Below are 24,589 nucleotides of genomic sequence, written 5' to 3'. Positions count from 1 at the left end.
TCAGGCCTCTTGGGGTGAGAGCTTGACCCCGCCGAAGCGCCGGTCGCGCTCGCGGAAGGCCTGGATGGCGGCGTCGAGCTGGGCTTCGCCAAACTCGGGCCAGAGGCAGTCGGAGAACACAAACTCGGTGTAGGCCACCTGCCAGAGCATGAAGTTGCTGATGCGCACCTCGCCGCCGGTGCGAATGAAGAGGTCGGGGTCCGGCGCATAGCTCATCGCCATGAACTCCGACAGCTTGGCTTCGGTGATCTGCTCGGCCGGCACGCCCGCCTTGATGGCCGCCTTGGTGGCCTGCACAATGTCCCAGCGGCCACCGTAGTTGAAGGCCACGTTGAGCGTGAGCTTGGTGTTGTGGCGGGTCGCGTTCTCGGCCTCGTTCCAGGCATTGCGCAGCTTCTCGGAGACCGCCTCGCGATCGCCGACGATGCGGATACGCACGCCCATGGCCCCCATGCGCGCCAGGTAGCGCGACACCGCTGCCAGCACCAGCCCCATCAGGCCCGAGACCTCGTCGCTGGGACGCTTCCAGTTCTCGCTGGAGAAGGCAAACACGGTCAGGTATTCGATCTCGCGGGCTATGCAGGCCTGCACGATCTTCACCAGCGCATCCACGCCCTGCTTGTGGCCGAAGAAGCGCGGTAGAAAGCGCTTCTTGGCCCAGCGCCCATTGCCATCCATGACGATGGCGACATGGCGGGGAACCGCCTTGCTTTCGCTAGTCACGGGCGCGTCAGACGGCGAGGATCTCGGCTTCCTTGCCCGAGGTCAGCTTGTCGATCTCGGCGATGACGCGATCGGTGAGCTTTTGCACCTCGTCGAGGCTGCGGCGCTCGTCGTCCTCGCCGATCTCCTTGTCCTTGAGCAGCTTCTTGGCCTGCTCATTGGCGTCGCGGCGCAGATTGCGCACCGCCACCTTGGCATCCTCGCCGGCATTGCGCACCACCTTGGTCAGGTCGCGGCGGCGCTCTTCGGACAGCGGGGGCATCGGCACGCGAATCAGATCGCCTTGCGATGCCGGGTTCAGGCCCAGATCGGACTCGCGAATCGCCTTCTCGATCTTGGCGCCCATGCCTTTTTCCCAGGGCTGCACGCTGATGGTGCGGGCGTCCAGCAGGCTCACATTGGCCACCTGCGAGATCGGCACCATGGAGCCGTAGTAGTCCACATGCACCTGGTCCAGGATGCCCGGGTGGGCGCGGCCGGTGCGGATCTTGTGCAACTCGTTCTTGAAGGCCTCGACGGACTTGGCCATCTTGGCTTCGGCGTTCTTCTTGATGTCTGCAATGCTCATGATCTCAACCTCAGTAAAGCCCAGTGCCATCTGAACGGCTCGCGCCGCTCAGACGTGCACCAGCGTGCCCTCATCTTCGCCCATCACCACGCGCTTGAGCGCGCCCGGCTTGAAGATGCTGAAGACCTTGATGGGCAGCTTCTGGTCACGGCAGAGCGCGAACGCGGTGGCGTCCAGCACCTGCAGGTTCTTGGTGATGGCCTCGTCGAAGCTGATGCGCGAGTAGCGCGTCGCCGACGGGTCCTTCTTGGGGTCGGCGCTGTAGACGCCGTCCACCTTGGTGGCCTTCAGCACGATCTCGGCACCGATCTCGGCGCCGCGCAGCGCGGCGGCGGTATCGGTGGTGAAGAAGGGATTGCCGGTACCGGCAGCGAAGACCACGATCTTGCCCTCTTCGAGGTACTGCAGGGCCTTGGGGCGCACATAGGGCTCGACCACCTGCTCGATGGCGATGGCCGACATCACGCGCGCGGTCATGCCTTCCTGGCGCATCGTGTCGGCCAGGGCCAGCGAGTTCATCACCGTGGCCAGCATGCCCATGTAGTCGGCGGTGGCGCGGTCCATGCCCACCGAACCGCCGGCCACGCCGCGGAAGATATTGCCGCCGCCGATCACGACGGCCACTTCCACACCCAGCTTGGTGACCTCCTGGATCTCACGCACCATGCGCACGATGGTGGCGCGGTTGATGCCATAGGCGTCGTCGCCCATCAGGGCTTCACCGGAGAGTTTGAGCAGGATGCGTTTGTGCGCGGGCATTCGTACCTCGTCAGAGCGTAAAGGGTTGCCGCGTGTCCAGGCCTCGTGAACCTAGCCGCAGGCACAAGTGTAAAGGGCGCCTAGTGGCGCCCTTTTCTGGGGAGGCTTACTGCCCCTTGGCAGCAGCCACCTGGGCGGCCACTTCGGCCGCGAAGTCGTCCACCTTCTTCTCAATGCCTTCGCCCACCACATACAGGGTGAAGCTCTTCACATTGGTGGCCTTCTCCTTGAGCATGGCAGCCACGGTCTGCTTGCCGTCGGCGGCCTTCACGAAGACCTGGTCCAGCAGCGAGACTTCCTTGAGGAACTTCTGCACCGAGCCCTCGACCATCTTGGCGACGATCTCGGCAGGCTTGCCGGACTCGGCGGCCTTCTCGGCGGCGATCTTGCGCTCCTTCTCCACCAGCTCGGCCGGCACATCGGCCGACGACAGGGCGGCCGGCTTCATGGCGGCGACGTGCATGGCGACGTCCTTGGCGGCGACATCGTCACCCTCGAACTCGACCATCACGCCGATGCGGGTGCCGTGCAGATAGGAAGCCAGCTTGTTGCCGGCGGCATAGCGCTGGAAGCGGCGGATCGTCATGTTCTCGCCGATCTTGCCGATCAGGCCCTTGCGCACGTCTTCCACCGTCGGGCCGAAGCCTTCTTGCGACAGTGGCAGGGCCGACAGGGCGGCCACATCGGCCGGCGCCTCGGTGGCGATCAGGCCGGCGATGGCGTTCACGAAGGCCAGGAAGGCGTCGTTCTTCGACACGAAGTCGGTTTCGCAGTTCACTTCGACCAGCGCGCCGGTCGCGCCCACCACGGCCGAGGCGACCACGCCTTCGGCGGTCACGCGCGAAGCGGCCTTGCCGGCCTTGTTGCCCAGCTTGACGCGCAGGATCTCTTCAGCGCGGCCCAGGTCGCCCTCGGCTTCGGTCAGGGCCTTCTTGCACTCCATCATGGGTGCATCGGTACGGGCGCGCAGCTCGGCGACCATGCTTGCGGTAATAGCAGCCATCATCAATCTCCATCGAGCGCGGGGCAGGCAAGACCTGACCCCACGGTTAAACCATTTCAGTACCCGGCTTGCGAAAAAGGGGCTGAATCAGCCCCTTTGCCTGGGTGCGATTGCGCTTTAGGCGCCTTCGCTGACTTCCACGAACTCGTCACCGGCGGGCGCCACGGCTTGCAGCACTTCGTTGGTGGCGTTGGCGCGACCTTCCAGCACGGCGTCGGCGACGGCGCGGGCGTACAGCGCCACGGCCTTGGCCGAGTCATCGTTGCCCGGGATCACGTAGTCGATGCCTTCGGGCGAGTGGTTGGTATCAACGATACCGATCACGGGGATGCCCAGCTTCTTGGCTTCGGCCACGGCAATCTTGTGGTAACCCACGTCGATCACGAACATGGCGTCCGGCAGCGTAGCCATGTCCTGGATGCCGCCGATATTCTTCTCCAGCTTGGCCAGATCGCGTTGGAACAGCAGGGCTTCCTTCTTGATGGCGGGCTGGGTGCCGGCATCAACCTGGGCTTGCATGTCCTTCAGGTTCTTCAGCGAACCCTTGACGGTCTTGAAGTTGGTCAGCATGCCGCCGAGCCAGCGCTGGTCGACATAGGGCATGCCGGCGCGCTGGGCTTCCAGGGCGATCACTTCGCGCGCTTGACGCTTGGTGCCGATCATCAGGATGTTGCCGCGCTTGGCCGACAGCTGGCGCACGAACTTCATCGCTTCCTCGAACGCGGGCAGCGTCTTCTCGAGGTTGATGATGTGAATCTTGTTGCGATGGCCGTAGATATACGGGGCCATCTTGGGGTTCCAGAAGCGGGTTTGGTGACCAAAGTGGACGCCGGCTTCCAGCATCTCGCGCATCGTAACGGACATGTAAATACTCCGAAGGTTGGTTCTAAAATCCGGCTCGAATCGTTGCCCGGCGCGCACTCACTTGAGCGCCTGACCGGAGCAACGACACCTTTCGAATGCCGGGTTTGCGATTAGTCTTGCCAAACTGACGCACCGAAAAATTCGAGCGCCATCCGGCAAAACCCAAAGAGTATACACGATCCATGCCCCTGGACCCGAGCGGCGCCCTGCAGCGCCCGCATGTGCACGAATTCCTCAGCGCCGCCTTGCCCTCGATCGGAGGGTGTTGAGATGCGCATCGCCATCATTGGCGCCGGCATTGTCGGCGTCACCAGCGCCTACGAGCTGGCCGCGCAAGGCCACGAAGTCACCGTGTTCGAGCGCCATGGCAGCGTCGCCTCCGATGCCAGCTTTGCCCATGGCGGCCTGCTGCACCCGGGCTGGCCGAGCGCGCTGCAGCCCGCCGCCGGCGTGCTGGCCCAACCGGCCTGGCAATGGTCGGCCTGGCGCGCCCGCAAACACAGGGCCCATGCCGAGCACCAGCTGCAGGCGCAGCGCCTGGCCTTGTTGAGCCAGGCCCGCTTGCAGCATTGGCGCCAGGAACTGCGGCTGGACTATGAGCGCGCCGACGGCGTGCTACTGTTGCTGCGCACGGCGCGCGAGCTGAAGGCGGCGCAGGCCGGTGCCGCGGCGCTGACAGCCCTGGACATCAAGCACGAGTGGCTGGACGCGTCGCAATGCCTGCGCGTCGAACCGGGGCTGTGCCCCGACACCGCACTGCAGGGCGGCCTGCACCTGCCGCAGGCCGAGGTCGGCAACGGCCGGCAGTTTGCGCATCTGCTGAAGGCCGAGGCGCAGCGCCTGGGCGTGCGCTTTCGCTTCCACACCACGGTGCGCCGCATCGACGCCGGCAGCGCGCCCGCCCTGCTGCACGAGTACACCCCGCCCGCGCAGGGCACGACGCCCGCGGCCCGTGCCGAAGAAAAAGGTCGTGCCGACAGCGGCCCCGACACCGTGCCCATGCCCATGGAGCCGCAGCAGGAGCACTTCGATGCCATCGTGGTGTGCGCCGCCATGGGTGCCGACGCGCTGCTGCGGCCGCTGGGACTGAAGCTGCCGATGGCCAGCCTGCACGGGCATTCCATCACCGCCCCGCTGCGCCAGTTCGAGGCCCATCCCGACCTCGGGCCGCGCGCCGGGCTGCTGGATCTGGCCCAGCGCGTCAGCCTGAGCCGACAAGGCCTGCGTGTGCGCGTGGCGGGCGCAATGGCGATGGGCACGGCCCCGGCGCGGGCACCGGCTGCTGCCATGGCCGAGCTCCACAAGGTCTTGCACGACTGGTTTCCCGGCGCCGCCCACCTGGCCTCGGTGCAGGCCTGGAGCGGCAGCGTGCCGCTGCTGCCGGATGGCCTGCCCCTGCTGGGCGAAAGCGGCCAGGCCGGTGTATGGCTCAACCTCGGCCATGGCGCCAGCGGCTGGGCGCTGGCCTGCGGCAGTGCGAAGGCCCTGGCCGAGCGCATCGCCGGACGCGCCGCGCCCACGGAAATCAGCAGCCTGGGCCTGCTCAGGCTCGGCTAGAGTCGGCACCATGATCAAGGTCCTGCCCGCCAGCACGGCATTGGCACTGCACGACCAAGCCAGCTGCCGCGCGCTGGAGGCCGCCGCGCAGGCCGGGCTGCCGGCGCAGGCCCTGATGGAACGCGCCGGACTGGCCGTGGCCAAACTGGCGCGCGCGGTCGCGCCGCTGGCGCGCAGCGTCTGGGTGCTTTGCGGCCCCGGCAACAACGGCGGCGACGGCCTGGTGGCCGGCCGCCTGCTCGCTAGCGCGGGGCTGCGGGTACATCTGACCCTGCTCGACGAGGGCAAGCCCCTGCCCGCCGATGCCGCGGCCGCGCTGCACGCCGCGCAGGCCGCAGGGCTGGCGATACAAAGCCGGCTGGCGGACGCGCCCGCCGCGCCGGACCTCGTCATCGACGCGCTGCTGGGCCTGGGGCTCAGCCGCGCGCCCAGCGCCGCGCTGGCCGAGGCCATCGCCCTCATCAACCGGCAGTCATGCCCGGTGCTGGCGGTGGACCTGCCCAGCGGTCTGTGCTCCGACAGCGGCGCGCTTGCCGGCGCCGCGGCGGTGCGCGCGCAACACACGCTGGCGCTGCTGAGTCTCAAGCCCGGACTGTTCACCGCCCAGGGCCGCGACCACGCCGGCGAGATCTGGTTCGATGACCTGGGCACCACACCGAATCAGCCCGCCGATGCCTGGCTGAGCTCCGGTGCGGATCTGCGCGACTGGCAGGCGCCCGGCTCGCACAGCAGCCACAAGGGCAGCCAGGGCGATCTGCTGGTGATAGGCGGCGCGCCCGGTATGCGCGGCGCCGCCTGGCTGGCCGGCAGCGCCGGCCTGGGCGCGGGCGCCGGCCGAGTCTATGTCTGCCTGCTGGAAGACAGCGAGCAACAAGCCCCCTGGCCGCCCCGCCCCGAGCTGATGCGCTGGCCCGAGGCGCGCCTGGCCTCGCCCGAACACTGGCAAGGCCTGACCCTGGTGTGTGGCTGCGGTGGCGGTGCGGCCGTGCGCGGCGTGCTGCCCGCCCTGCTGGCGCGCGCCGCCCGCCTGGTGCTGGACGCCGACGCGCTCAACGCCATCGCCGCCGATCCGTCCTTGCAAGCCCTGCTGCGCCAGCGCGCGGCACAGGGCCTGGCCAGCATCCTGACCCCGCATCCGCTGGAGGCCGCAAGGCTGCTGGGCCGCAGCGCGGCCGAGGTGCAGGCCGATCGGCTTGGCGCCGCTGCCGCGCTCGGCGAGCGCCTGCAGTGCACCGTGATCCTGAAGGGCTCGGGCAGCATCATCGCCAGCCCGGGCGAGTTGCCGGTCGTCAACAGCAGCGGCAATGCCGCCCTGGCCACGCCCGGCAGCGGCGATGTGCTGGCCGGCTGGCTGGGGGGGATGTGGGCGCGTCGTTCGCAAGCACATGCACAGGCAGTCGCGCGCAGCGCCGCCTACTGGCATGGCGCGGCCGCCCAGGGCCTGCATGGCCCCTTGCGCGCCGCCGAGCTGATCGAGCGCATGCATGCCCTGCATGCGCCCCGCCCCGGCTGATCAGCGCCCGATCAGCGCCCGATCAGCGCCTGATCAGCGTCGTTTGCTGCGCGGCCGCGGCTCGGCCGCGCCACGCGCCGTCTTGCGCGCCGCCTTGATCGGGTGCGCAGGCGCCGTGCCCTTGCCGCCGGCGCCACCGCGAGCGGCCGGCTTGCCACCCTTGCGCTCGGCCTTCAATTCGCGGTCGCTGCGCTTGACCTGCTCCAGCGCCTCGACCGCCGTGACCGGCGCCGCCACGGCCACCGCATGGCCATGCTTGTCGCGCTGGGCGCGCGCGACGATGCGCGCTTCCTCGCTGTCGCGCACCAGGCGGAAGTCGATCTTGCGGCCGTCCAGGTCCACGCGGCTGACCTGCACCTGCACGCGCGCGCCGGTGGCGTAGCGGATGCCGGTGCGCTCGCCGCGCAACTCCTGGCGCACCTCGTCAAAGCGGAAATACTCGCCGCCCAGCTCGGTGATGTGGATCAGGCCCTCCACATAGAGCGCCTCGAGTTGCACGAACAGGCCGAAGCTCGTCACCGCGCTGACCGTGCCGGCAAACTCCTCGCCCAGATGCTCGCGCATATAGCGGCACTTGAGCCAGGCCTCAACGTCGCGCGAGGCCTCGTCGGCACGCCGCTCATTCGCGCTGCAATGCGCACCCGCGACTTCCCAGCGCTCCAGCTCGGTGGAGGCCAGCGCCGGATCCAGGGGCTTGGCGCGGCCCGGCCGCTTGGGCGGCATCGGCACCTTCATCTTGCTGGCATCCAGCAAATAGCGCTTGCCCATCAGCATGGCCTTGATGACCCGATGCACCAGCAGATCGGGATAACGCCGGATCGGGCTGGTGAAATGCGTGTAGGCCGCATAGGCCAGGCCGAAGTGGCCGGCATTGGCCGAGGTGTAGTTGGCCTGCTGCATCGAGCGCAGCAGCATGCTGTGGATCTGGGTCGAGTCGGGCCTGTCCTTGGTGGCCTGGGCAATCGCCTGGTACTCGCCGGGCGTGGGTTCGTCGCTCAGGCCCAAGCCCAGGCCCAAGGCGCGCAGATAGGCCTGCAAGGCCATGCGCTTCTCGGGCGTCGGGCCCTCGTGCACGCGAAACAGCGCATGGTGCTTGGCATCGGCGATGAAGTCCGCGGCGCAGACATTGGCGGCCAGCATCGCCTCCTCGATCAGCCTATGGGCCTCGTTGCGCACGCGCGGCATGATCTTCTCGATGCGGCCGTTGTCGTCGCAGACGATTTGCGTCTCCACCGTGTCGAAATCCACCGCGCCGCGCTTCTGGCGATCCGACAGCAGCGCACGGTAAACCTCGTGCAGATGCAGCAGATGCGGCACCAGTTCGCTGCGCTTGGCGGCCTCGGGGCCATGCGTGTTGCCCAGCACCGCCGCCACTTCCGTGTAGGTCAGGCGTGCCTGCGAGCAGATCACCGCGGGGTAAAACTGGTAGGCGTGGGTCACGCCCTCCTCCGTCACCAGCATGTCGCAGACCATGGCCAGGCGATCCTGCTGCGGATTCAGCGAGCACAGGCCGTTGGAGAGTTTCTCCGGCAGCATCGGGATGACGCGGCGCGGGAAGTAGACCGAGGTGGCGCGCTCGTAGGCATCCAGGTCCAGCGGCTCGCCGGGCTTGACGTAATGGCTGACATCGGCGATCGCCACCAGCAGGCGCCAGCCCTTGAAGGCGCTCTTGCCGCGCCCCTGCTTGTGCGGCTCGCAATAGACCGCATCGTCGAAGTCACGCGCATCCTCGCCATCGATGGTGACCAGGGCCACGTCGCGCAGGTCGATGCGCTGCTTGAGGTCGGCAGCGCGCAGGCGATCCGGCAGCTTGCCGGCCTGGGTGAGCGTCTCGGCGCTGAAGGCATGCGGCACCTCGTACTTGCGAACCGCGATCTCGATCTCCATGCCGGGATCGTCGATCTCGCCCAGCACCTCGACCACGCGCCCCACCGGCTGCGAATACAGCGAGGGCGGCTCGGTCAGCTCGACCGAGACGATCTGGCCCGCGGCCGCATTGGCGATCGCGTTCTTGGGGATCAGGATGTCCTGGCCAAAACGCTTGTCCTCCGGCGCCACCAGCCAGATGCCGCTCTCCAGCAGCAGGCGGCCGATGATGGGCTTCTTCTTGCGCTCGAGGATTTCCAGCACGCGCCCCTCGGGGCGGCCGCGCTTGTCGAAGCGCACCACGCGCACGCGCAACCGGTCGCCATGCATCACCGCGTGCATTTCCTGCTGGGACAGGTAGATGTCGGTCTGACCCTCGTCCGGAATCAGGAAACCGTGGCCGTCACGATGGCCTTGCAGCGTGCCCTCGACCTCGCTCAACAGCGCGCCCTGGCTCGGGCTTGCGGACTTGAAATTTTTGATGATAGAATCCTTTTCTTTCCTGAAACGCCGGAACCTAGAAATCGACTTCAACAGTCATTTCAAAGTTCTCTGGACCTTGCCCAGGTGGCGGAATTGGTAGACGCACTAGTTTCAGGTACTAGCGGGTAACTCCGTGGAGGTTCGAGTCCTCTCCTGGGCACCACGATTCAGCTTGCTGATTCGTCGAGTTGAAAGTCAGAAAATCGAATGGCTGCATGTTGCAAAGCATGTGGCCATTTTGCTTTGTGGCGCGGCGAATTGCTGCACCCTCATCACAACAAAACCAGCCCAGCGGCTGGTTTTGGGGCATCTGCGGCGCCAGGGGCTCAGACCACGAACTTCTTGGCCAGCGCGTCCGGGCGCATATCGTCGTATTCCTCGAAGGGCTGGTGGATCCAGGGGCTGGTGTCCAGCATCTCGACGTAATAGTCGGGCGTGTAGCTCGACACGCCCTTGGTCCAGATCACCGCCGAGCGCAGCTCGCTGATCGAGGGCATGCCGCGCAGACGCTCGACCACCGCCCGCAGCGTCACGCCCGAATCGGCCAGGTCATCGACCAGCAGCACGCGGCCGGCCAGTTCGCCCTTGGGCATGGTGATGTACTTGGCGATGTCCAGGCGGCCCTGGATGGTGCCGGCCTCGGCGCGGTAGGAGCTGGTGGACATGATGCCCAGCGGCTTGTCGAACACGCGCGAGAGTACGTCGCCGGGGCGCATGCCGCCGCGCGCCAGGCACAGGATCTGGTCGAACTCCCAGCCCGAGGCATGCACCTTGAGTGCCAGGCGCTCGATCAGCATGTGGTATTCGTCCCAGGACACGTACAGGTGTTTGCCGTCGTCGGTCAACATAGAAAAGGTCTCCTGCTTGGATTGGTGCGGTGCGGGGTCAGGTCTTGCTCGGACGAGCCTTCAGGCCTTGTAGGGGTGACGCAAGAGTATGGTGTGCTCGCGGTCGGGGCCGGTGGACACCATGTCGATGGGCGCGCCGATCACCGCCTGCACGCGCTCCAGATAACGGCGCGCGTTCAGAGGCAGCTTGTCCCATTCGGTCACGCCGAAGGTCGATTCGGTCCAGCCCGGGAAGGTCTCGTAGACCGGCTGGCAGGCCGCGATCTCGTCGCCGTCGAGCGGCAGAATGTCCAGGGTGCGGCCGGCGAGCTCGTAGCCCACGCACATCTTGATCTCGGCCAGGCCATCGAGCACATCGAGCTTGGTCAGGCACAGGCCGGTGATGCCGTTGATGATGATGGAACGCTTCAGCGCGGCCGCATCCAGCCAGCCGCAGCGGCGCGCACGGCCGGTCACGGTGCCCTTCTCCTGGCCCACGGTGCTGAGGTGGTAGCCCACCGTGCCTTCCTTCTCCCATTCCAGCTCGGTCGGGAACGGGCCCGAACCCACGCGGGTGGTGTAGGCCTTGGTGATGCCCAGCATGTAGTGCAGCATCTGCGGGCCCACACCGGCGCCGGCGGCGGCATTGCCGGCCACGCAGTTGCTGGAGGTCACATAGGGATAGGTGCCGTGGTCGATGTCCAGCAGCGTGCCCTGGGCGCCCTCGAACAGGATGTTGGCGCCGGCCAGGTGGGCCTTGTGCAGCATATAGCCCACGTCGGCCATCATGGGCAGCAGCTGCTCGGCCATCTTCATGGCCTGGTCGTAGATGGGCTGGAACTCCAGCGCCTTGCCGTTCAGATAGCCGGTCAGGGCGAAGTTGTGCAGCTCCAGCAATTCCTTGAGCTTTTTGGCGAAACGCTCGGGATGCTTGAGGTCTTGCAGGCGCAGGGCGCGGCGCGCCACCTTGTCTTCATAGGCCGGGCCTATGCCCTTGCCGGTGGTGCCGATCTTGCCGCTGCCGCTGCTCTCGCGCAGCGCCTCGCGCGCCTTGTCCACTTCCACATGGAAGGGCAGGATCAGCGGGCAGGACTCGCTGATGTAGAGGCGCGAACGTACGTCCACGCCGGCCTTTTCCAGGCGCTCGATCTCGGACAGCAGATGGGTGGGATCCACCACCACGCCATTGCCGATATAGCAGGCCACGCCGTCGCGCATGATGCCCGACGGGATCAGCTGCAGCGCCGTCTTCACGCCCTTGATGACCAGCGTATGGCCGGCATTGTGGCCGCCCTGGAAACGCACCACGCCGTCGGCGTGATCGGTCATCCAGTCCACCACCTTGCCCTTGCCCTCGTCACCCCACTGGGTGCCCACGACGACCACATTTCGGCCACGCGCGATTTCACTGCTGCTCATTTTCTTGCTCGTCCAATGCTGTGTTGTTATCGGTGGAGGGGCTGGATCGGGCGATCACAGCGCGCGCACCACCCACTGACCGTCAACGCTGACCAGTTCGCGGTCGCAATCGAATTCGTCATTCTCGTGTTCGTGCCCGGGCAGCACGCAGACCAGCGTGGCGCCCTCGGCGCGCAGGCGGCGGATCGCCGCACGCAAGCCGGCATCCTCGCCCCAGGGCGCGCGCACCGCGGCGCTTAGCGCGCTCGCTGGGCACAGGCCCACCAGTGTCTTGAGGTCCAGGCTGAAGCCCACCGCCGGACGGCGGCGGCCAAACACCGCGCCCACTTCGTCATAGCGGCCGCCGCGCAGCACCGCATGGCTGCAGCCGGGCACATAGAGTGCGAAGCGCATGCCGCTGTAATAGGCGTAGCCGGTCAGGTCGGACAGGTCGAAGCCCAGGCGCAGCTCGGGATGGGTGTGGCGCACATGGCTGGACAGCCACTCCAGATCGTCCAGCGCCGCGCCGATGAGCGGATGCGCGGGCAGTTGGGCGCGCGCCTGCGCCAGCACCTCGACGCCGCCATACAGCGACAGCAGGGTCTGCAGACCCGCCGCCACCGGCGCGGGCAGGTCCGAACTCAGCGCCTTGAGCGCCGCTGCATCCTTGCTCGCCAGCGCCGCCACCACCGCATCCAGCAGATCGGCCGACAGCTGCACATCGCCCAGCACGCCACGCACCAGGCGCGCATCGCCCAGGTCCAGCGTCACCTCGCGCAGGCCGGCGCGCTGCAGCGCATCGATCGCCAGCTCCTGCACCTCCAGATCGGCCTCCAGGCCGGCATGGCCGTAGATCTCGACACCGAATTGCAGCGGCTCGCGCGTCGCATGCAGGCCATCGGGTCGGGTGTGCACCACCGGGCCGCAGTAGCACAGGCGCGTCACACCGGCACGGTTGAGCAGATGCGCATCGATGCGCGCCACCTGCGGCGTGGTGTCGGCGCGCAGACCCAGGCTGCGACCCGAGAGCTGGTCGACGAGCTTGAAGGTCTTGAGATCCAGTTCGCGACCGGTGCCGGATAGCAGCGACTCCAGATGCTCCAGCAGCGGAGGCATCACCAGTTCGCAACCGTAGGTCCGCGCCATGTCCAGCAATTCGCGGCGCAACTCTTCGATGCGACGGGCTTGGGACGGCAGGACGTCAGCAATGTGCTCGGGCAGCAGCCAAGCTGAGGACATGGACGTATTGGGGGGGATTAAAAGCGGCATTGTACCGGCAGGCCACGGCCGCTCGGCAATAGCCCGCCATCGCGGTCTGCGACGGCCTTACAACAACAGGCTCAGTTGTAGAGCACGTAGAGCAGCAGTAGGCCCATCAGCATGCTGGAGAGCCCGACGAAGCGGATCTGCCCATCGCTCATTGCCAGCACGCGCAGGAACACCTGCCGCCACAGCGTCGGATTGAGAAAGGGCAGCAGGCCTTCGATCACCAGCATCAGCGCCAGGGCGCCCAGCAGCAGATCCGACATGGGCTGGCAGCGGCTGGCTTACTTGCGCGCCGGCGTGGCGGCGGCGGCACCACCCGGCCCGCCGTTGCGCATGGCCTTGAAGAATTCGCTGCTCGGGTCCACCACCATCACGTCCGACTTGCTGCGGAAGCTCGAACGGTAGGCCTCCAGCGAGCGGTAGAACTGTGCGAACTGCGGGTCGCGGCCGAAGGCTTCGGCATACAGGGCCGAGGCCTTGGCATCGCCCTCGCCCTTGATCTTCTGCGCGTCGCGGTAGGCCTCGGCCACGATCACTTCGCGCTGGCGGTCGGCGTCGGCGCGGATCTTCTCGCCATCGGCGCCGCCGGTGGAGCGCAGCTCATTGGCCACACGGGCGCGCTCCGACTTCATGCGGTTGTAGACCGACTCGGTGATATTGGCCGAGAAGTCCACGCGCTTGACGCGCACGTCGACAATTTCGATGCCGAACTGCTTGGCCTCGTCGGAGAGCCGCTTCTGCACGTCGTTCATGACCTTCTCGCGCTCGGTGGCGAGCACCGCGCGCACGGTGCGCTTGGTGACTTCCTCGTTGAGCGCCGCCTGCACGATGGGGCTGAGGCGATTCTCCAGATTACGCATGTCGGCGCCGCTGTTGCGGATGAACTGACGCGGATCGGCGACGCGCCACTTCACCAGCCAGTCGATCACCAGGCTCTTCTTCTCGGCGGTGAAGATGGGGCGCGACTCGGGGCTGTCCAGGGTCTGCATGCGGCGATCCAGAAACACCACGTTCTGGAAGGGCGGCGGCAACTTCCACTTCAGGCCCGGTTCGGTGACCACTTCCTTGATCTCGCCCAGGGCGTAGACGACGGCAAACTGGCGCTGGTCAACGATGAAGAGCGTGGAGCTCAGCAGCATGAAGGCGACGAGCGCGCCGGCGACGATGGAGGCAATGCGGTTCATGTTCTTGTTTCCTCCCGATCAACGACCATCGCGGTCACGGCTGCGCAGGCCATCGCGCGAACGCACATCGCTGGTCTGCGCGGGCGCACTGCCATCGGTATTCGGCGTCGGCAGCGGCGAGCTACTCGTCACCGTGCCACCGGACTGCTGGATCAGCTTGTCGAGCGGCAGATAAAGCAGGTTGGAGCCCGAGCGGCTGTCCACCATCACCTTGCTGACGTTGGAATAGACCTGCTGCATGGTGTCGATGTAGATGCGGTCACGCGTCACCGCCGGTGCCTTCTGGTACTCGGCCAGCACGCTCTTGAAGCGCTGCGCGTCGCCCTCCGCCTGTGCCACCACGCGCGCCTTGTAACCCTCGGCCTGCTCGCGCAGCTTGGCGGCCTCGCCCTGCGCCTTGGGGATCACGTCGTTGGCATAGGCCTCGCCCTCATTCTTCAGGCGTTCGCGGTCGGCGCCGGCCTTGAAGGCGTCATCAAAGGCCGATTGCACCTGCTCGGGGGCCTGCACATTCTGCACGTTCACATTCACCACCAGGATGCCGGCCTTGAGGCGATCCAGCTGGGTCTGCACCGACTTCACCAGTTCGGCGGCGATGGCGTCGCGCTGCTCGTACAGCACTGAATCCATATTGCTCTTGCCGACGATCTCGCGCACCGCCGACTCGGCCGCCTGCACCACCGCCTCGTCGGGACGGAAGTTCTCGAACAGGTACTCGCGCGCATCCTTGAGGCGGTACTGCACGGTGAAGCGGATGTCGACGATGTTCTCGTCCTGCGTCAGCATCGACGAGTCGCGCAGGCCGGTGGCCTGCACCACCGCATTGCGCCCCACCTCCACCGAGCGCAACTGCGTCACCGGCACCACCTCGTTGGCCTGGAAGGGGTAAGGCAGGCGGTATTGGATGCCGGCATCCACCGTCTTGCTGTACTTGCCGAAGGAGGTGATCACCGCCTGCTGGCCTTCCTGCACGATGAAGACGCCGCTGGCCAGCCAGCCCAGCGCCACCACGCCGGCAATCAGGCCCATGCCGATGCCGGCGCTCTTGATGTCGGGCTGGAAATTGTTGTTGTTGCCGCCGCCGTTGTCGGGGCCACTGCCCTTGCTGGCGCGGCCGCCGAACATGCCGGAGAGCTTGCGGTTGAAGTCGCGCCAGAGCTCGTCCAGGTCCGGCGGGCCGTCGTTGCGGCCATTGTTCAGATGGCGGCCGGCGCGCCAGCCGGCGGGCGTCAGCAGCCGCGCCAACAGGGCACGCGCCGCCTGTGCCGTCGCGGTGAAGGGCGTCTTGGAGCGCGCGCTCGCGGAGTGATTCATGCTCATGCCTGTGGTGGGAATACGGCCGAGTCGTCATTCTCGGGCCAAATGGAGGGGTCTCCGGACGGCAAACCTTGCTCATCTGGGGCCGCGGCCGGCGAGTTCAAGTCCGCCGGGGTCACATCTTGCCCCGCCGCGAGCTCGGCCATGCTGGACATAGCCGCCACGATCTGCTGGCGCAGCACATCCAGGCCCTCGCCGGTCAGTGCGCTGACGAATACACGCGCGACGCGCTCGCCGCCATCGCGCTCGATCCAGTCCTGCGGGGTGCGCGGGCGCTGGTTGTCCTCGAGCTTGTCGAGCTTGTTGTAGACCAGGATCTGCGGAATGTCGCCCGCGCCGATCTCGGCCAGCACGCGCTCCACTTCCACCATCTGCTCGTCCAGCACCGGCGAGGCGGCATCCACCACATGCAGCAACAGGTCGGCATCCGCCGCCTCCTGCAGCGTGGCCTGGAAGGCCTCCACCAGCTTGTGCGGCAGATCGCGGATGAAGCCCACGGTATCGGACAGCGAGACACTGGCGCCGGCGGCCTCGAGGTAGAGCGAGCGCGTGGTCGTGTCCAGCGTCGCGAAGAGCTGGTCGGCCGCGTAGGCACGCGCCTTCACCAGCGCATTGAAGAGCGTGGACTTGCCGGCATTGGTATAGCCCACCAGCGAGACCTTGAACACGCCGTTGCGGCTGCGAGCGCGGCGCTGCGTGCTGCGCTGGCGCTGCACCTTCTTGAGCCGTTCCTTGATGGTCTTGATGCGCTCGTCGATCATGCGGCGATCGAGCTCGATCTGCGCCTCGCCCGGGCCGCCTCGCATGCCGATGCCGCCGCTCTGGCGCTCCAGATGGCTCCAGCGCCGCACCAGGCGCGTGGCCAGGTATTGCAGGCGCGCCAGCTCCACCTGCAGCTTGCCCTCGTGGCTCTTGGCGCGGGCGGCGAAGATCTCCAGGATCAAGGCGGTGCGGTCGGCCACCGGCACACCCAGCACGCGCTCCAGATTGCGCTGCTGGGCCGGCGAGATCGCCTGGTCGAACAGCACGGTATGGGCCTGGTGGGCGTCCACCAGCAGCTTGATCTCGTCGGCCTTGCCGGAACCGACGAAGAGCGCGGCGTCGGGCGCCTGGCGGCGCGCCACCACGCGGGCCACGGCGGTATCGCCGGCCGATTCGGCCAGCAGGGCCAGCTCGTCCAGGGTGGGGTCGAAGGCGCCGGCGTGATGGCCGCTACGGCCGAAATCAACGCCCACAAGAATGGCGCGCGCCGCCTCGGAGGGCGGCGGCGACTGCGGAGATGTGGAAGAACTCAAGGTGTTGAGTAATCGCGCTCACGCCTTGTGGGCGCGAGACTAGCGGCCTCAGGTAGTGGCTTCGGGGCTGTCGCTGGCGTGGAAGTTCACGGCACGGCCGGGCACCACGGTGGAGATGGCGTGCTTGTAAACCATTTGCGTCACGGTATTGCGCAGCAGCACCACGTACTGGTCAAAGGACTCGATATGCCCTTGCAGCTTGATGCCGTTGACCAGGTAGATGGACACCGGCACATGCTCCTTGCGCAGCAGGTTCAGGAAGGGATCTTGCAGGAGTTGTCCTTTGTTGCTCACGATATGCTCCGTGTTGTGAGAGAGGGTTGGAGAGAGAGCCGCCACCTTAACACAGGCGCGGGTTTCCCCGTGCTTGCGGCTCAGCTGTCTTTTTCGTCAAACGGATTCTTGGACGAGCGCAGCTCAATCTTCAGCGGCGTGCCGGTGAGCTTGTAGTGGGCGCGGATGCGCCCTTCCAGGTAGCGCTTGTAGACCTCGGTGACATGGTCCAGCGAATTGCCGTGGATCACCACGATGGGCGGGTTCATGCCGCCCTGGTGGGCATAGCGCATCTTGGGCCTGAAATGGCCCACCTTCTTGGGCGTCTGGTGCTGCACCGCCTCCTGAACCAGGCGGGTCAGCACCGGCGTGGTCATCTTCTTGTAGGCCGAGGCATAGGCGTCGGCCATGGCGTTCCACAAGGGTGCCAGCCCTTGCCGCTTCAGCGCCGAGATATGCAGGATGGTGGCGAACTTCAGGAAGCCCAGGCGCGTCTCGATCGAGCGCGTCAGGGTCTCGCGCTGGTAGCTGTCCACCGCGTCCCATTTGTTGATCGCCACCACCACGGCGCGGCCGCTGTCGAGGATGTAACCGGCGATATGCGCGTCCTGGTCGGTCACGCCCTGGGTGGCGTCGATCAGCAGCAGCACCACATTGGCGTCGGCAATCGCCTGCAGGGTCTTGACCACCGAGAACTTCTCGATCGCCTCGAACACCTTGCCCTTGCGGCGCAGGCCGGCGGTGTCGATGAGCTGGAACTTCTGGCCGTTACGCTCGAAGGGCACGCTGATGGCATCGCGCGTGGTGCCCGGCATGTCAAAGGCCACCAGGCGCTCCTCGCCCAGCCAGGTGTTGATGAGCGTGCTCTTGCCCACATTGGGGCGGCCCGCCACGGCGATGCGGATGGTGCTCTCGTCCTCGGGGCCGGCACCGAACTCCTCGGCGCCGTCGAAGCCCTCCAGCACCGCGTCCAGCAGGCTGCGTATGCCCTGGCCATGCGCGGCCGAGATCGGGTGCGGTTCGCCCAGGCCGAGCTCGTGGAACTCGGCCAGCAGCGGCGAGTCGCTCATGCCCTCGGCCTTGTTGACGGCCAGGAAGATGCGCTTGTTGGCCTGGCGCAGATAACGCGCAATGTCCTGGTCCTGCCCGGACAGGCCGGTGCGCACATCCACCACGAACACCACCGCATCCGCCTCGGCCACGGCCTGGCGCGTCTGCTTGGCCATCTCCTTGACGATGCCGGTGGTGCTGTCGGGCTCGAAGCCGCCCGTGTCTATGCAGATGAACTCGCGGTCACCCAGGCGGCCATCGCCATAGTGCCGGTCGCGCGTGAGGCCGGCAAAGTCGGCCACGATGGCGTCCCGGCTCTTGGTGAGCCGGTTGAAGAGGGTGGACTTGCCCACATTGGGGCGGCCCACCAGGGCAATCACGGGTTTCATCTTGTTGTTCTTTTCAGCTAAGGGTACTGCTCAAGCGCTGGCGCACGCTCACTCGGGCCGGAAGGCAAACAAGCCGCCGTTGCGCGTGGCCACCAGCAGGGTGTTGCCGGCCAGCACCGGCGCGCCGACGATGGGCGAACCATCGGTGGGCAGGCGCAGCTGGGTCTTGCCGGTGTCGCGCGAAATGAAGTGCAGCTGGCCTTCAAAGTCGCCGAACACAATCGTCGGCCCCTGCACCAGCGGGGCGCTGAGTTTGCGGTTGAGGAACTGCTCGGCCGTCCACTGCACGTCGCCGTTACGGGTGTTCCAGGCGGTGATGCGGTCCGAGCCATCGGCCGCCACCACCAGCTGGGCGTCGCCGCCCACGCCCTGGCCGCCGCCGACATTGCGGCTCCACAGCGTGGTGCCGCGGTCGGCATTGATGCAGGCCACGGCCGACTGGAAAGCGCGCGCGCAAATCAGCTCGCCGGTACGCAGTGCCGGCGCGACCAGATCGGCCAGGCGTTCCACCTCATTGGTGCCGCGCGGATTGGCCACGCTGGCCTCCCATTGCAGCGTGCCCTTGAGCGGGTCCACGCCGGCCATGCGGGCGCCCTGCCCCACCACCAGGGTGTCCTTGTAGCTGGTGATGACGCCGGCCTGCGCCAGCGTCAAGGCATCGCCGGGACGACGCAGCTCCCACAGGCGGCGGCCGTCCAGCGCGTCGAAGGCATGCACCACGCGGTCCACCGTCAGCACGAAGACGCGCTCGCCCGCCACCAGCGGCGCGGTCGTCACCGGGGTCTTGAGCGCCTTGCGCCACAACACCTTGCCGGCATCCAGCAGCACCACCTCGTTGCCACGCGTCACCACCGCGGCAAAGCGGCCGTCGCTGCCCACGCCGGCGCTGAGACGCTCGCCCACTTCGGCACGCCACAGCAGCTGGCCGTTGCCGGCCTGCAAGGCCATCACCGCACCGTCGGAACCGGCGACGAAGAATTGCTCGTTGCGCGCCGTGATGGCGAGCGGGAACTGCACGCTGCCCACGCTGCTATGCCAGACCTGGCGGCCGGCAATCTGCGGCGTGATGGTTTCCAGCGCGGCCGGCTTGGGCGCATTGGAGGAACCGAAGATCGAGCAGCCAGCCAGCAGGGCGAGGCTCAAGAGGGCGGGCGCGCCACGGCGGAACGACATCATCATTGCGCCACCTTCTTGTCGGCATCGTCCGCCACGGCCACACCCAGGCTGGCCAGCTTCACTTCCACCAGGCGGCGGTAGTCCAGGGTCTTGTCCAGCGCCGCATAGGCCTTCTGGAACTCGGCCTTGGCGAGCTCGGGCTTGCCCTGCAACAAGGCCAGATCGCCACGGCGGTCCGCCACTAGGGCGGCGAAATCAACCGACTTCACCGCATCCAGGGTCTTGGCGGCCTCGTCGTACTGCTTGGCGTCCAGCTGCAGGCCGGCCAGGCGCAGGCGTGCCAGATCGCGGTATTCATCGGCATGCGCGTTCGCGGCGGTCCATTCCAGGCTGGCACGGGCATTGTCGGCCTGGCCCTTGTCGGCCTGCAGCTTGGCGGCCAGCAGGGCGGCCTGGGCGGCATAGGTGGTGCGCGGGTGGCGGTCCTTCAGATCGGCGAACACGCGCGTGGCCTTGTCCACCTCGCCGGCCTGCACGGCGCGATCGAGTTCGTCGTACATGGCCGCGGCCTTGACGGCCTGGTCACGCTGCCACCAGCCCCAGCCGACCCAGCCGGCATAGGCGGCCAATGCCAGAGTCAGCACCCAGGTGATGAGATTGCCGTAGCTGTTCCAGAACGCCTTCAGCTGGTCCAGCTGTTCCTGTTCTTCCAGATCGAGATGAGACGCCATGTGGAATCGTTCTATTGCAAGAGAGAGGGAATGAAAACCAAGCCGCGATTATGCGTTGCGCAGCTCATGCGCCCAGCTCGTCACGTCGGCGAGCGGGCGGGTGACTTGCTGGCCTTGCGCATCGCGCAGCGGCTTGACCGCCACCAGGCCCTGGGCCAGCTCGTCCGCGCCGAAGATCAGGGCCACGCGCGCGCCGCTGCCATCGGCCTTCTTGAACTGCGACTTCATGCTGCCCTGGCCGGGGTGCAGCAGCACCGCCACGCCGGCGGCACGCAGACCTTCCAGCGCCACCATCACCTGCGCCAGGCCCTGCGCCGAGGGCACGATGGCATAGGCATCGGGCACCGGTGCGTCCGGCGCCACACCCACCTCCTCCAGCAGCAGCAGCATGCGTTCGAAGCCCATGCCGAAACCGACCGCCGGCGCGGGCTTGCCGCCCAGTTGCTCGATCAGGCCGTCGTAGCGGCCGCCGCCGCACACCGTGCCCTGCGAGCCCAGCTTGTCGGTGACCCACTCGAACACGGTGAGGTTGTAATAGTCCAGGCCGCGCACCAGGCGCGGGTTGATGCGGTAGGCCACGCCCACCGCGTCAAGGATGGCGCGCACCCCGTTGAAATGCGCCAGCGAGGCCTCGCCCAGAAAGTCCAGCAGCTTGGGCGCGGCATTGGCCATGGCCTGCAGGGCCGGGTTCTTGGTGTCCAGCACGCGCAACGGGTTGGTGTACATGCGGCGCTGGCTGTCCTCATCGAGCAGCTCCTTGTGCTGCTCCAGATGGGCGATCAGGGCCTCGCGGTGCGCGCGGCGCTCGGTCACCTCGCCGAGGCAGTTCAGCTCGAGCGTGAAGTGCTCACCCTCCACCAGGCCCAACTCGCGCAGCAGCCGGCTGCCCATCAGGATCACCTCGGCATCGACGTCCGGGCCGGCAAAACCCAGCGCCTCGACACCCATCTGGTGAAACTGGCGGTAGCGTCCCTTCTGCGGCTTCTCGCGGCGGAACATCGGGCCGAAGTAGTAGAGGCGGCGGCCCGAGTCGCGCAGGAAGGAATGCTCGGTCATGGCGCGCACCACGCCCGCCGTCATCTCGGGGCGCAGCGCCAGATGCTCGGCCTGGCCATGCTTGTCTGCCCGGTCCTCGAAGGCGTACATCTCCTTCTCGACGATGTCGGTGACCTCGCCGATGCCGCGCACGAACAGCGCGGTCGGCTCGACGATGGGGGTGCGCACATTCTGGTAGCCATAGCGCTGCAGCACGCTGCGCATCTTGGCCTCCAGCCATTCCCAGCGCGCCGATTCCGGCGGCAGGATGTCGTTCATGCCCTTGACGGCCTGCAAGGGCTGCAACTTCTTTTGCTCAGTCATTCTCAAACGGCGACGCCGAAGCGCTTCTCAATGTAGTTCTCGACCAGGGCGTGAAACTCGCTGGCGATGTTCTCGCCGCGCAGGGTCAGGGCCTTCTGGCCATCGATGAAGACGGGAGCGGCGGGCGCCTCGCCGGTGCCGGGCAGGCTGATGCCGATGTCGGCATGCTTGCTCTCGCCGGGGCCGTTGACGATGCAGCCCATCACCGCCACCTTCATGTTCTCGACGCCCGGGTACTTGCTGCGCCAGACCGGCATCTGCGCGCGCAGATAGTCGTCGATCTGCTTGGCCAGCTCCTGGAAGGTGGTGCTGGTGGTGCGGCCGCAACCGGGGCAGGCCGTCACGCTGGGATTGAAGGCGCGCAGGCCCAGCGACTGCAGGATCTCCAGCGCCACCACCACCTCCTGGGTGCGGGCCTCGCCGGGCTGGGGCGTGAGCGAGACGCGGATGGTGTCGCCTATGCCCTCCTGCAAGAGGATGGAAAGGGCCGCCGCGGAGGCCACCGTGCCCTTGGTGCCCATGCCGGCTTCGGTCAGGCCCAGGTGCAGGGCGTAGTCGCAGCGCTCGCTGAGCGCGCGGTAGACCGAGATCAGGTCCTGCACGCCGCTGACCTTGCAGCTGATGATGATGTTGTCGGGGTTCATGCCCAGCTCGCGGGCATAGTCGGCAGAGGACAGCGCCGACTGGATCAGCGCCTGGTACATCACCTGCTGGCCATCCCAGGGTTCGGACGCTTTAGCGTTCTCGTCCATCATCTGGGCAAGCAGCTCCTGGTCCAGGCTGCCCCAGTTGACGCCGATGCGCACCACCTTGTCGTAGCGGATGGCGGCCTCGATCATCTGCGCGAACTGGCGGTCGCGCTTGTCGCCCTTGCCCACATTGCCGGGGTTGATGCGGTATTTGGAGAGGGCCTGGGCCATCTCGGGATACTCGCTCAGCAGGCGATGGCCGTTGTAATGGAAGTCGCCCACCAGGGGCACATCGATGCCCATGCGGTCGAGCTGGGCGCGGATATGCGGCACCGCCTCGGCGGCCTCGGGCGTGTTGACGGTGATGCGCACCAGCTCCGAGCCGGCGATCGCCAGCTCCTTGATCTGGATGGCAGTGCCGATCACGTCCACCGTGTCGGTATTGGTCATCGACTGCACGCGCACCGGCGCATCGCCGCCTATGGTCACCACGCGCGCACCCCAGCGCACGCTGGCCTGGCGAGTCACACGGCGACCCGGGCGCGCAGCAGCAATCGCCACGGCGGCGGGATTCAGGGTCTTGGGCTCATCACTCATCGTCGGTCGGGCGGCGGGCCCTGCTTATGTCGTCCAGATTCAGTTCAGCTCGAAGCGCGCCACGTTGTCGCGCGCCTGCGCCACCAGGTCCACCGGCTTGCCCTTGTAGCTCAGCTCGGTGCCGGCCACATTGCCGATGCGCAGCCTCAAGGGCAGCTGGCCGCCCAGCTCGGCCTGCTCGCCCGCATGCAACACGCGCGACAGCAAGACCTGACCCTTGGCGTCGACCACCTCGACCCAGGAGTCGGCGCTGGTGCGAACGCGCAATGGCGCGGCAGCATCCGCCGGCACGGCCTGCGCCAGCGGTGCGGGCAGCGGCTCCGCGGGCGTAGAGGCGCTAGGCGCCAATGACTGCACGGGCTCCTGCACCACGGGCGTTGGCTCGGGCATGGGCTGGCTGGGTACGCTCGTGGTCGTGGTCGTTGCAGCGCTCCCCGCGGTGGTATCGGCACGCTCGGTCCATGCCGTCAGCCAGGCACCGGGCACCAGGTAGACCAGGGCGGCGGCCAACAGCAGCCCTGCCGTCCCCAACACCACCGGCCGCTTGAGCAGCTCCAGCGACAGGCCCTCCTCGCGCCCGGAGCGGTCGCGGAAGGGTTGATTCAGGCCGCGCGTGACACGTTCGAGCCCCGCCTCGTTGCCCTTGGGCAGCAGCGCCAGCACCGGCGCCGCATCGGTCTTGAGCGCACGGCACATCGCCGTGGCCAGGGCGCGCGCAAAGGTCGCGTCGGGCAGGTCCTGGATGCGATCCGCCTCCAGCGCCTCCAGCTTGGCCTGCGGCACCTTGAGCATCGCGGCCAGCGCGGCGATGTGCAGCCCGCGGGCGCGGCGCGCGGCCTGCAGGGCGGCGCCAGCGGTGAGCGGCGCACCAGCCACGCTAGGCACGGCAGGCGCAGACACCGGCGGCGCCTCGTCGGTCACCATGGAAGTCATGCGATGTCCCTCATTCATCGTATCGACCGCTGTTGAGGGCCGCGACCTCGGCCGACTGCGGATAGCGTCGACGCAGTTGCTGGCCCAGGTCCTCCACGCTGGCGGTATTGCCCAGACGGCGTTCCACGCGCAACTCCAGCCAGAGGCTGGAGGCGTTGATCTGTTCGGCCAGGGCGTTCACGCGCCGCACATAGAAGCGCGCACGGTCCGGCTGCCCCAGGCGCAGCAGCACCTCGGCCAGGTTCACCGACACCGCCGGATTGGCGGGATCAAGCTCGAAGGCCTTGGCAAGGCTACGTTCGGCATCGCCCAGCTGGCCGGCGCGCGCCTCGCACACGCCGCGCGCCAGCAGGGTGCGGCTGGGAAAGCGGTACTGCGGCTGGGCCAGCGCGGCCTCGAACTGCGCGTTGGCGGCCTGCCAGCGCTCGCCCTGGCACAGGAACCAGCCGTAGTTGTGCGCCGTGTCGGCATCCTTGGGCGCCAGACTCAGCGCCCTCTTGAAGCCCTCCTCGGCCAGCTCGGGCTCGCCCATGGCGGCAAAGATCAGACTGCGCAGATTGATGGCCTCGGTCATGCCGGGCTTGGCCTGCAGGGCAAGCTTCACCTCGTCCAGCGCGGTGCTGTACTGGCCGCGCGAGAAATAGCCACCGGCCAGCTCCAGGCGCACATTGGCGCGCCGGTCGGCGTCGGTCTGATCGCTCTCGGTGCGTGGCTGCTGGCCAGCGTTGCCGGCCATGCCGGCACATCCCGCCATGACAGCCAGGACCAGTCCCGCCAGCAAGGGCTTGACGCCGGAAGAAATGCGCTGCATCGAAGAGGCCATGTGCTT

23 protein-coding genes and 1 tRNA gene are annotated in these 24,589 nt (G+C 67.3%); 3 read left to right on the top strand and 21 right to left on the bottom strand.

From position 1 onward, the window contains the following. From uppS to rpsB, 5 genes are all read right to left on the bottom strand, one after another. Positions 1 to 678 carry a polyprenyl diphosphate synthase gene (gene uppS, locus WG898_RS14510; protein WP_444718950.1) on the bottom strand — a complete coding sequence of 226 codons (678 nt, stop codon included), beginning with the start codon at positions 676 to 678 and terminating at the stop codon, positions 1 to 3. Positions 679 to 730: 52 nt separating this feature from the next. After that, entirely contained in the window at positions 731 to 1,291 is a 561-nt protein-coding gene (gene frr / locus WG898_RS14505) for a ribosome recycling factor (RefSeq protein WP_339603502.1), read from the bottom strand. 48 nt (positions 1,292 to 1,339) lie between these two features. After that, a complete protein-coding gene (gene pyrH / locus WG898_RS14500) occupies positions 1,340 to 2,050 on the bottom strand; it encodes a UMP kinase (RefSeq protein ID WP_339603501.1) in 711 nt (236 codons plus the stop codon). A 106-nt stretch (positions 2,051 to 2,156) separates the two neighbouring features. After that, positions 2,157 to 3,053 (bottom strand): translation elongation factor Ts, encoded by an 897-nt coding sequence (tsf, locus tag WG898_RS14495; protein ID WP_285232900.1) that lies wholly within the window; start codon positions 3,051 to 3,053, stop codon positions 2,157 to 2,159. A gap of 117 nt (positions 3,054 to 3,170) precedes the next feature. Continuing rightward, complete coding sequence (gene rpsB / locus WG898_RS14490) at positions 3,171 to 3,917, bottom strand: 30S ribosomal protein S2 (protein ID WP_339603570.1); 747 nt, start codon at positions 3,915 to 3,917, stop codon at positions 3,171 to 3,173. A gap of 270 nt (positions 3,918 to 4,187) precedes the next feature. Here rpsB and WG898_RS14485 point away from each other — a divergent pair, with 270 nt between their 5' ends. Continuing rightward, complete coding sequence (locus WG898_RS14485; RefSeq protein ID WP_339603500.1) at positions 4,188 to 5,474, top strand: FAD-dependent oxidoreductase; 1,287 nt, start codon at positions 4,188 to 4,190, stop codon at positions 5,472 to 5,474. 10 nt (positions 5,475 to 5,484) lie between these two features. Beyond that, a complete protein-coding gene (locus WG898_RS14480; protein WP_339603499.1) occupies positions 5,485 to 6,987 on the top strand; it encodes an NAD(P)H-hydrate dehydratase in 1,503 nt (500 codons plus the stop codon). Between the two features lie 33 nt (positions 6,988 to 7,020). On the opposite strand, the gene rnr is transcribed toward WG898_RS14480, so the two are convergent. After that, entirely contained in the window at positions 7,021 to 9,294 is a 2,274-nt protein-coding gene (gene rnr / locus WG898_RS14475) for a ribonuclease R (RefSeq protein ID WP_444718947.1), read from the bottom strand. 120 nt (positions 9,295 to 9,414) lie between these two features. Here rnr and WG898_RS14470 point away from each other — a divergent pair. Continuing rightward, a tRNA-Leu gene (locus WG898_RS14470) sits at positions 9,415 to 9,499 on the top strand. Between the two features lie 163 nt (positions 9,500 to 9,662). Here the strand turns inward: WG898_RS14470 and WG898_RS14465 are convergent. From WG898_RS14465 to pilW, 15 genes are all read right to left on the bottom strand, one after another. Beyond that, complete coding sequence (locus WG898_RS14465; RefSeq protein WP_339603498.1) at positions 9,663 to 10,184, bottom strand: phosphoribosyltransferase; 522 nt, start codon at positions 10,182 to 10,184, stop codon at positions 9,663 to 9,665. 60 nt (positions 10,185 to 10,244) lie between these two features. Then, on the bottom strand, positions 10,245 to 11,582 hold the full coding sequence (locus WG898_RS14460; protein WP_339603497.1) for an adenylosuccinate synthase: 1,338 nt from the start codon (positions 11,580 to 11,582) through the stop codon (positions 10,245 to 10,247). 54 nt (positions 11,583 to 11,636) lie between these two features. Further along, a complete protein-coding gene (locus WG898_RS14455; RefSeq protein WP_339603496.1) occupies positions 11,637 to 12,800 on the bottom strand; it encodes an ATP phosphoribosyltransferase regulatory subunit in 1,164 nt (387 codons plus the stop codon). Between the two features lie 101 nt (positions 12,801 to 12,901). Continuing rightward, positions 12,902 to 13,090: a DUF2065 domain-containing protein gene (locus WG898_RS14450; RefSeq protein WP_339603495.1), complete on the bottom strand. Its 189-nt coding sequence runs from the start codon at positions 13,088 to 13,090 to the stop codon at positions 12,902 to 12,904. Positions 13,091 to 13,108: 18 nt separating this feature from the next. Next, a complete protein-coding gene (hflC, locus tag WG898_RS14445) occupies positions 13,109 to 14,011 on the bottom strand; it encodes a protease modulator HflC (RefSeq protein ID WP_339603494.1) in 903 nt (300 codons plus the stop codon). Positions 14,012 to 14,029: 18 nt separating this feature from the next. Beyond that, positions 14,030 to 15,325 (bottom strand): FtsH protease activity modulator HflK, encoded by a 1,296-nt coding sequence (hflK, locus tag WG898_RS14440; protein ID WP_339603493.1) that lies wholly within the window; start codon positions 15,323 to 15,325, stop codon positions 14,030 to 14,032. 2 nt (positions 15,326 to 15,327) lie between these two features. Beyond that, positions 15,328 to 16,623 carry a GTPase HflX gene (gene hflX, locus WG898_RS14435; RefSeq protein WP_339603492.1) on the bottom strand — a complete coding sequence of 432 codons (1,296 nt, stop codon included), beginning with the start codon at positions 16,621 to 16,623 and terminating at the stop codon, positions 15,328 to 15,330. 48 nt (positions 16,624 to 16,671) lie between these two features. Beyond that, positions 16,672 to 16,917: an RNA chaperone Hfq gene (gene hfq / locus WG898_RS14430; RefSeq protein ID WP_285232912.1), complete on the bottom strand. Its 246-nt coding sequence runs from the start codon at positions 16,915 to 16,917 to the stop codon at positions 16,672 to 16,674. Between the two features lie 80 nt (positions 16,918 to 16,997). After that, positions 16,998 to 18,335 (bottom strand): ribosome biogenesis GTPase Der, encoded by a 1,338-nt coding sequence (gene der / locus WG898_RS14425; RefSeq protein ID WP_339603491.1) that lies wholly within the window; start codon positions 18,333 to 18,335, stop codon positions 16,998 to 17,000. Positions 18,336 to 18,383: 48 nt separating this feature from the next. Beyond that, the gene (bamB, locus tag WG898_RS14420; RefSeq protein WP_339603490.1) at positions 18,384 to 19,514 is read right to left on the bottom strand and encodes an outer membrane protein assembly factor BamB; all 1,131 of its coding nucleotides are present in this window, start codon (positions 19,512 to 19,514) and stop codon (positions 18,384 to 18,386) included. Beyond that, positions 19,511 to 20,182, bottom strand: a complete 672-nt coding sequence (locus tag WG898_RS14415) for a YfgM family protein (RefSeq protein ID WP_339603489.1) — start codon at positions 20,180 to 20,182, stop codon at positions 19,511 to 19,513. The genes bamB and WG898_RS14415 overlap by 4 nt, the downstream gene beginning before the upstream one ends. A 48-nt stretch (positions 20,183 to 20,230) precedes the next feature. Beyond that, positions 20,231 to 21,541 carry a histidine--tRNA ligase gene (gene hisS, locus WG898_RS14410; RefSeq protein WP_339603488.1) on the bottom strand — a complete coding sequence of 437 codons (1,311 nt, stop codon included), beginning with the start codon at positions 21,539 to 21,541 and terminating at the stop codon, positions 20,231 to 20,233. Positions 21,542 to 21,543: 2 nt separating this feature from the next. Further along, a complete protein-coding gene (gene ispG / locus WG898_RS14405; RefSeq protein WP_339603487.1) occupies positions 21,544 to 22,827 on the bottom strand; it encodes a flavodoxin-dependent (E)-4-hydroxy-3-methylbut-2-enyl-diphosphate synthase in 1,284 nt (427 codons plus the stop codon). 39 nt (positions 22,828 to 22,866) lie between these two features. Beyond that, positions 22,867 to 23,760 carry a helix-turn-helix domain-containing protein gene (locus WG898_RS14400; RefSeq protein WP_339603486.1) on the bottom strand — a complete coding sequence of 298 codons (894 nt, stop codon included), beginning with the start codon at positions 23,758 to 23,760 and terminating at the stop codon, positions 22,867 to 22,869. A 10-nt stretch (positions 23,761 to 23,770) separates the two neighbouring features. After that, a complete protein-coding gene (gene pilW, locus WG898_RS14395) occupies positions 23,771 to 24,571 on the bottom strand; it encodes a type IV pilus biogenesis/stability protein PilW (protein WP_339603485.1) in 801 nt (266 codons plus the stop codon). Between the last annotated feature and the right edge of the window lie 18 nt (positions 24,572 to 24,589).

The organism is Paucibacter soli (assembly GCF_037482845.1).
Classification (GTDB): Bacteria; Pseudomonadota; Gammaproteobacteria; order Burkholderiales; family Burkholderiaceae_C; genus Paucibacter_B; species Paucibacter_B soli.
This window is presented reverse-complemented; position numbering and strand designations above follow the sequence as displayed.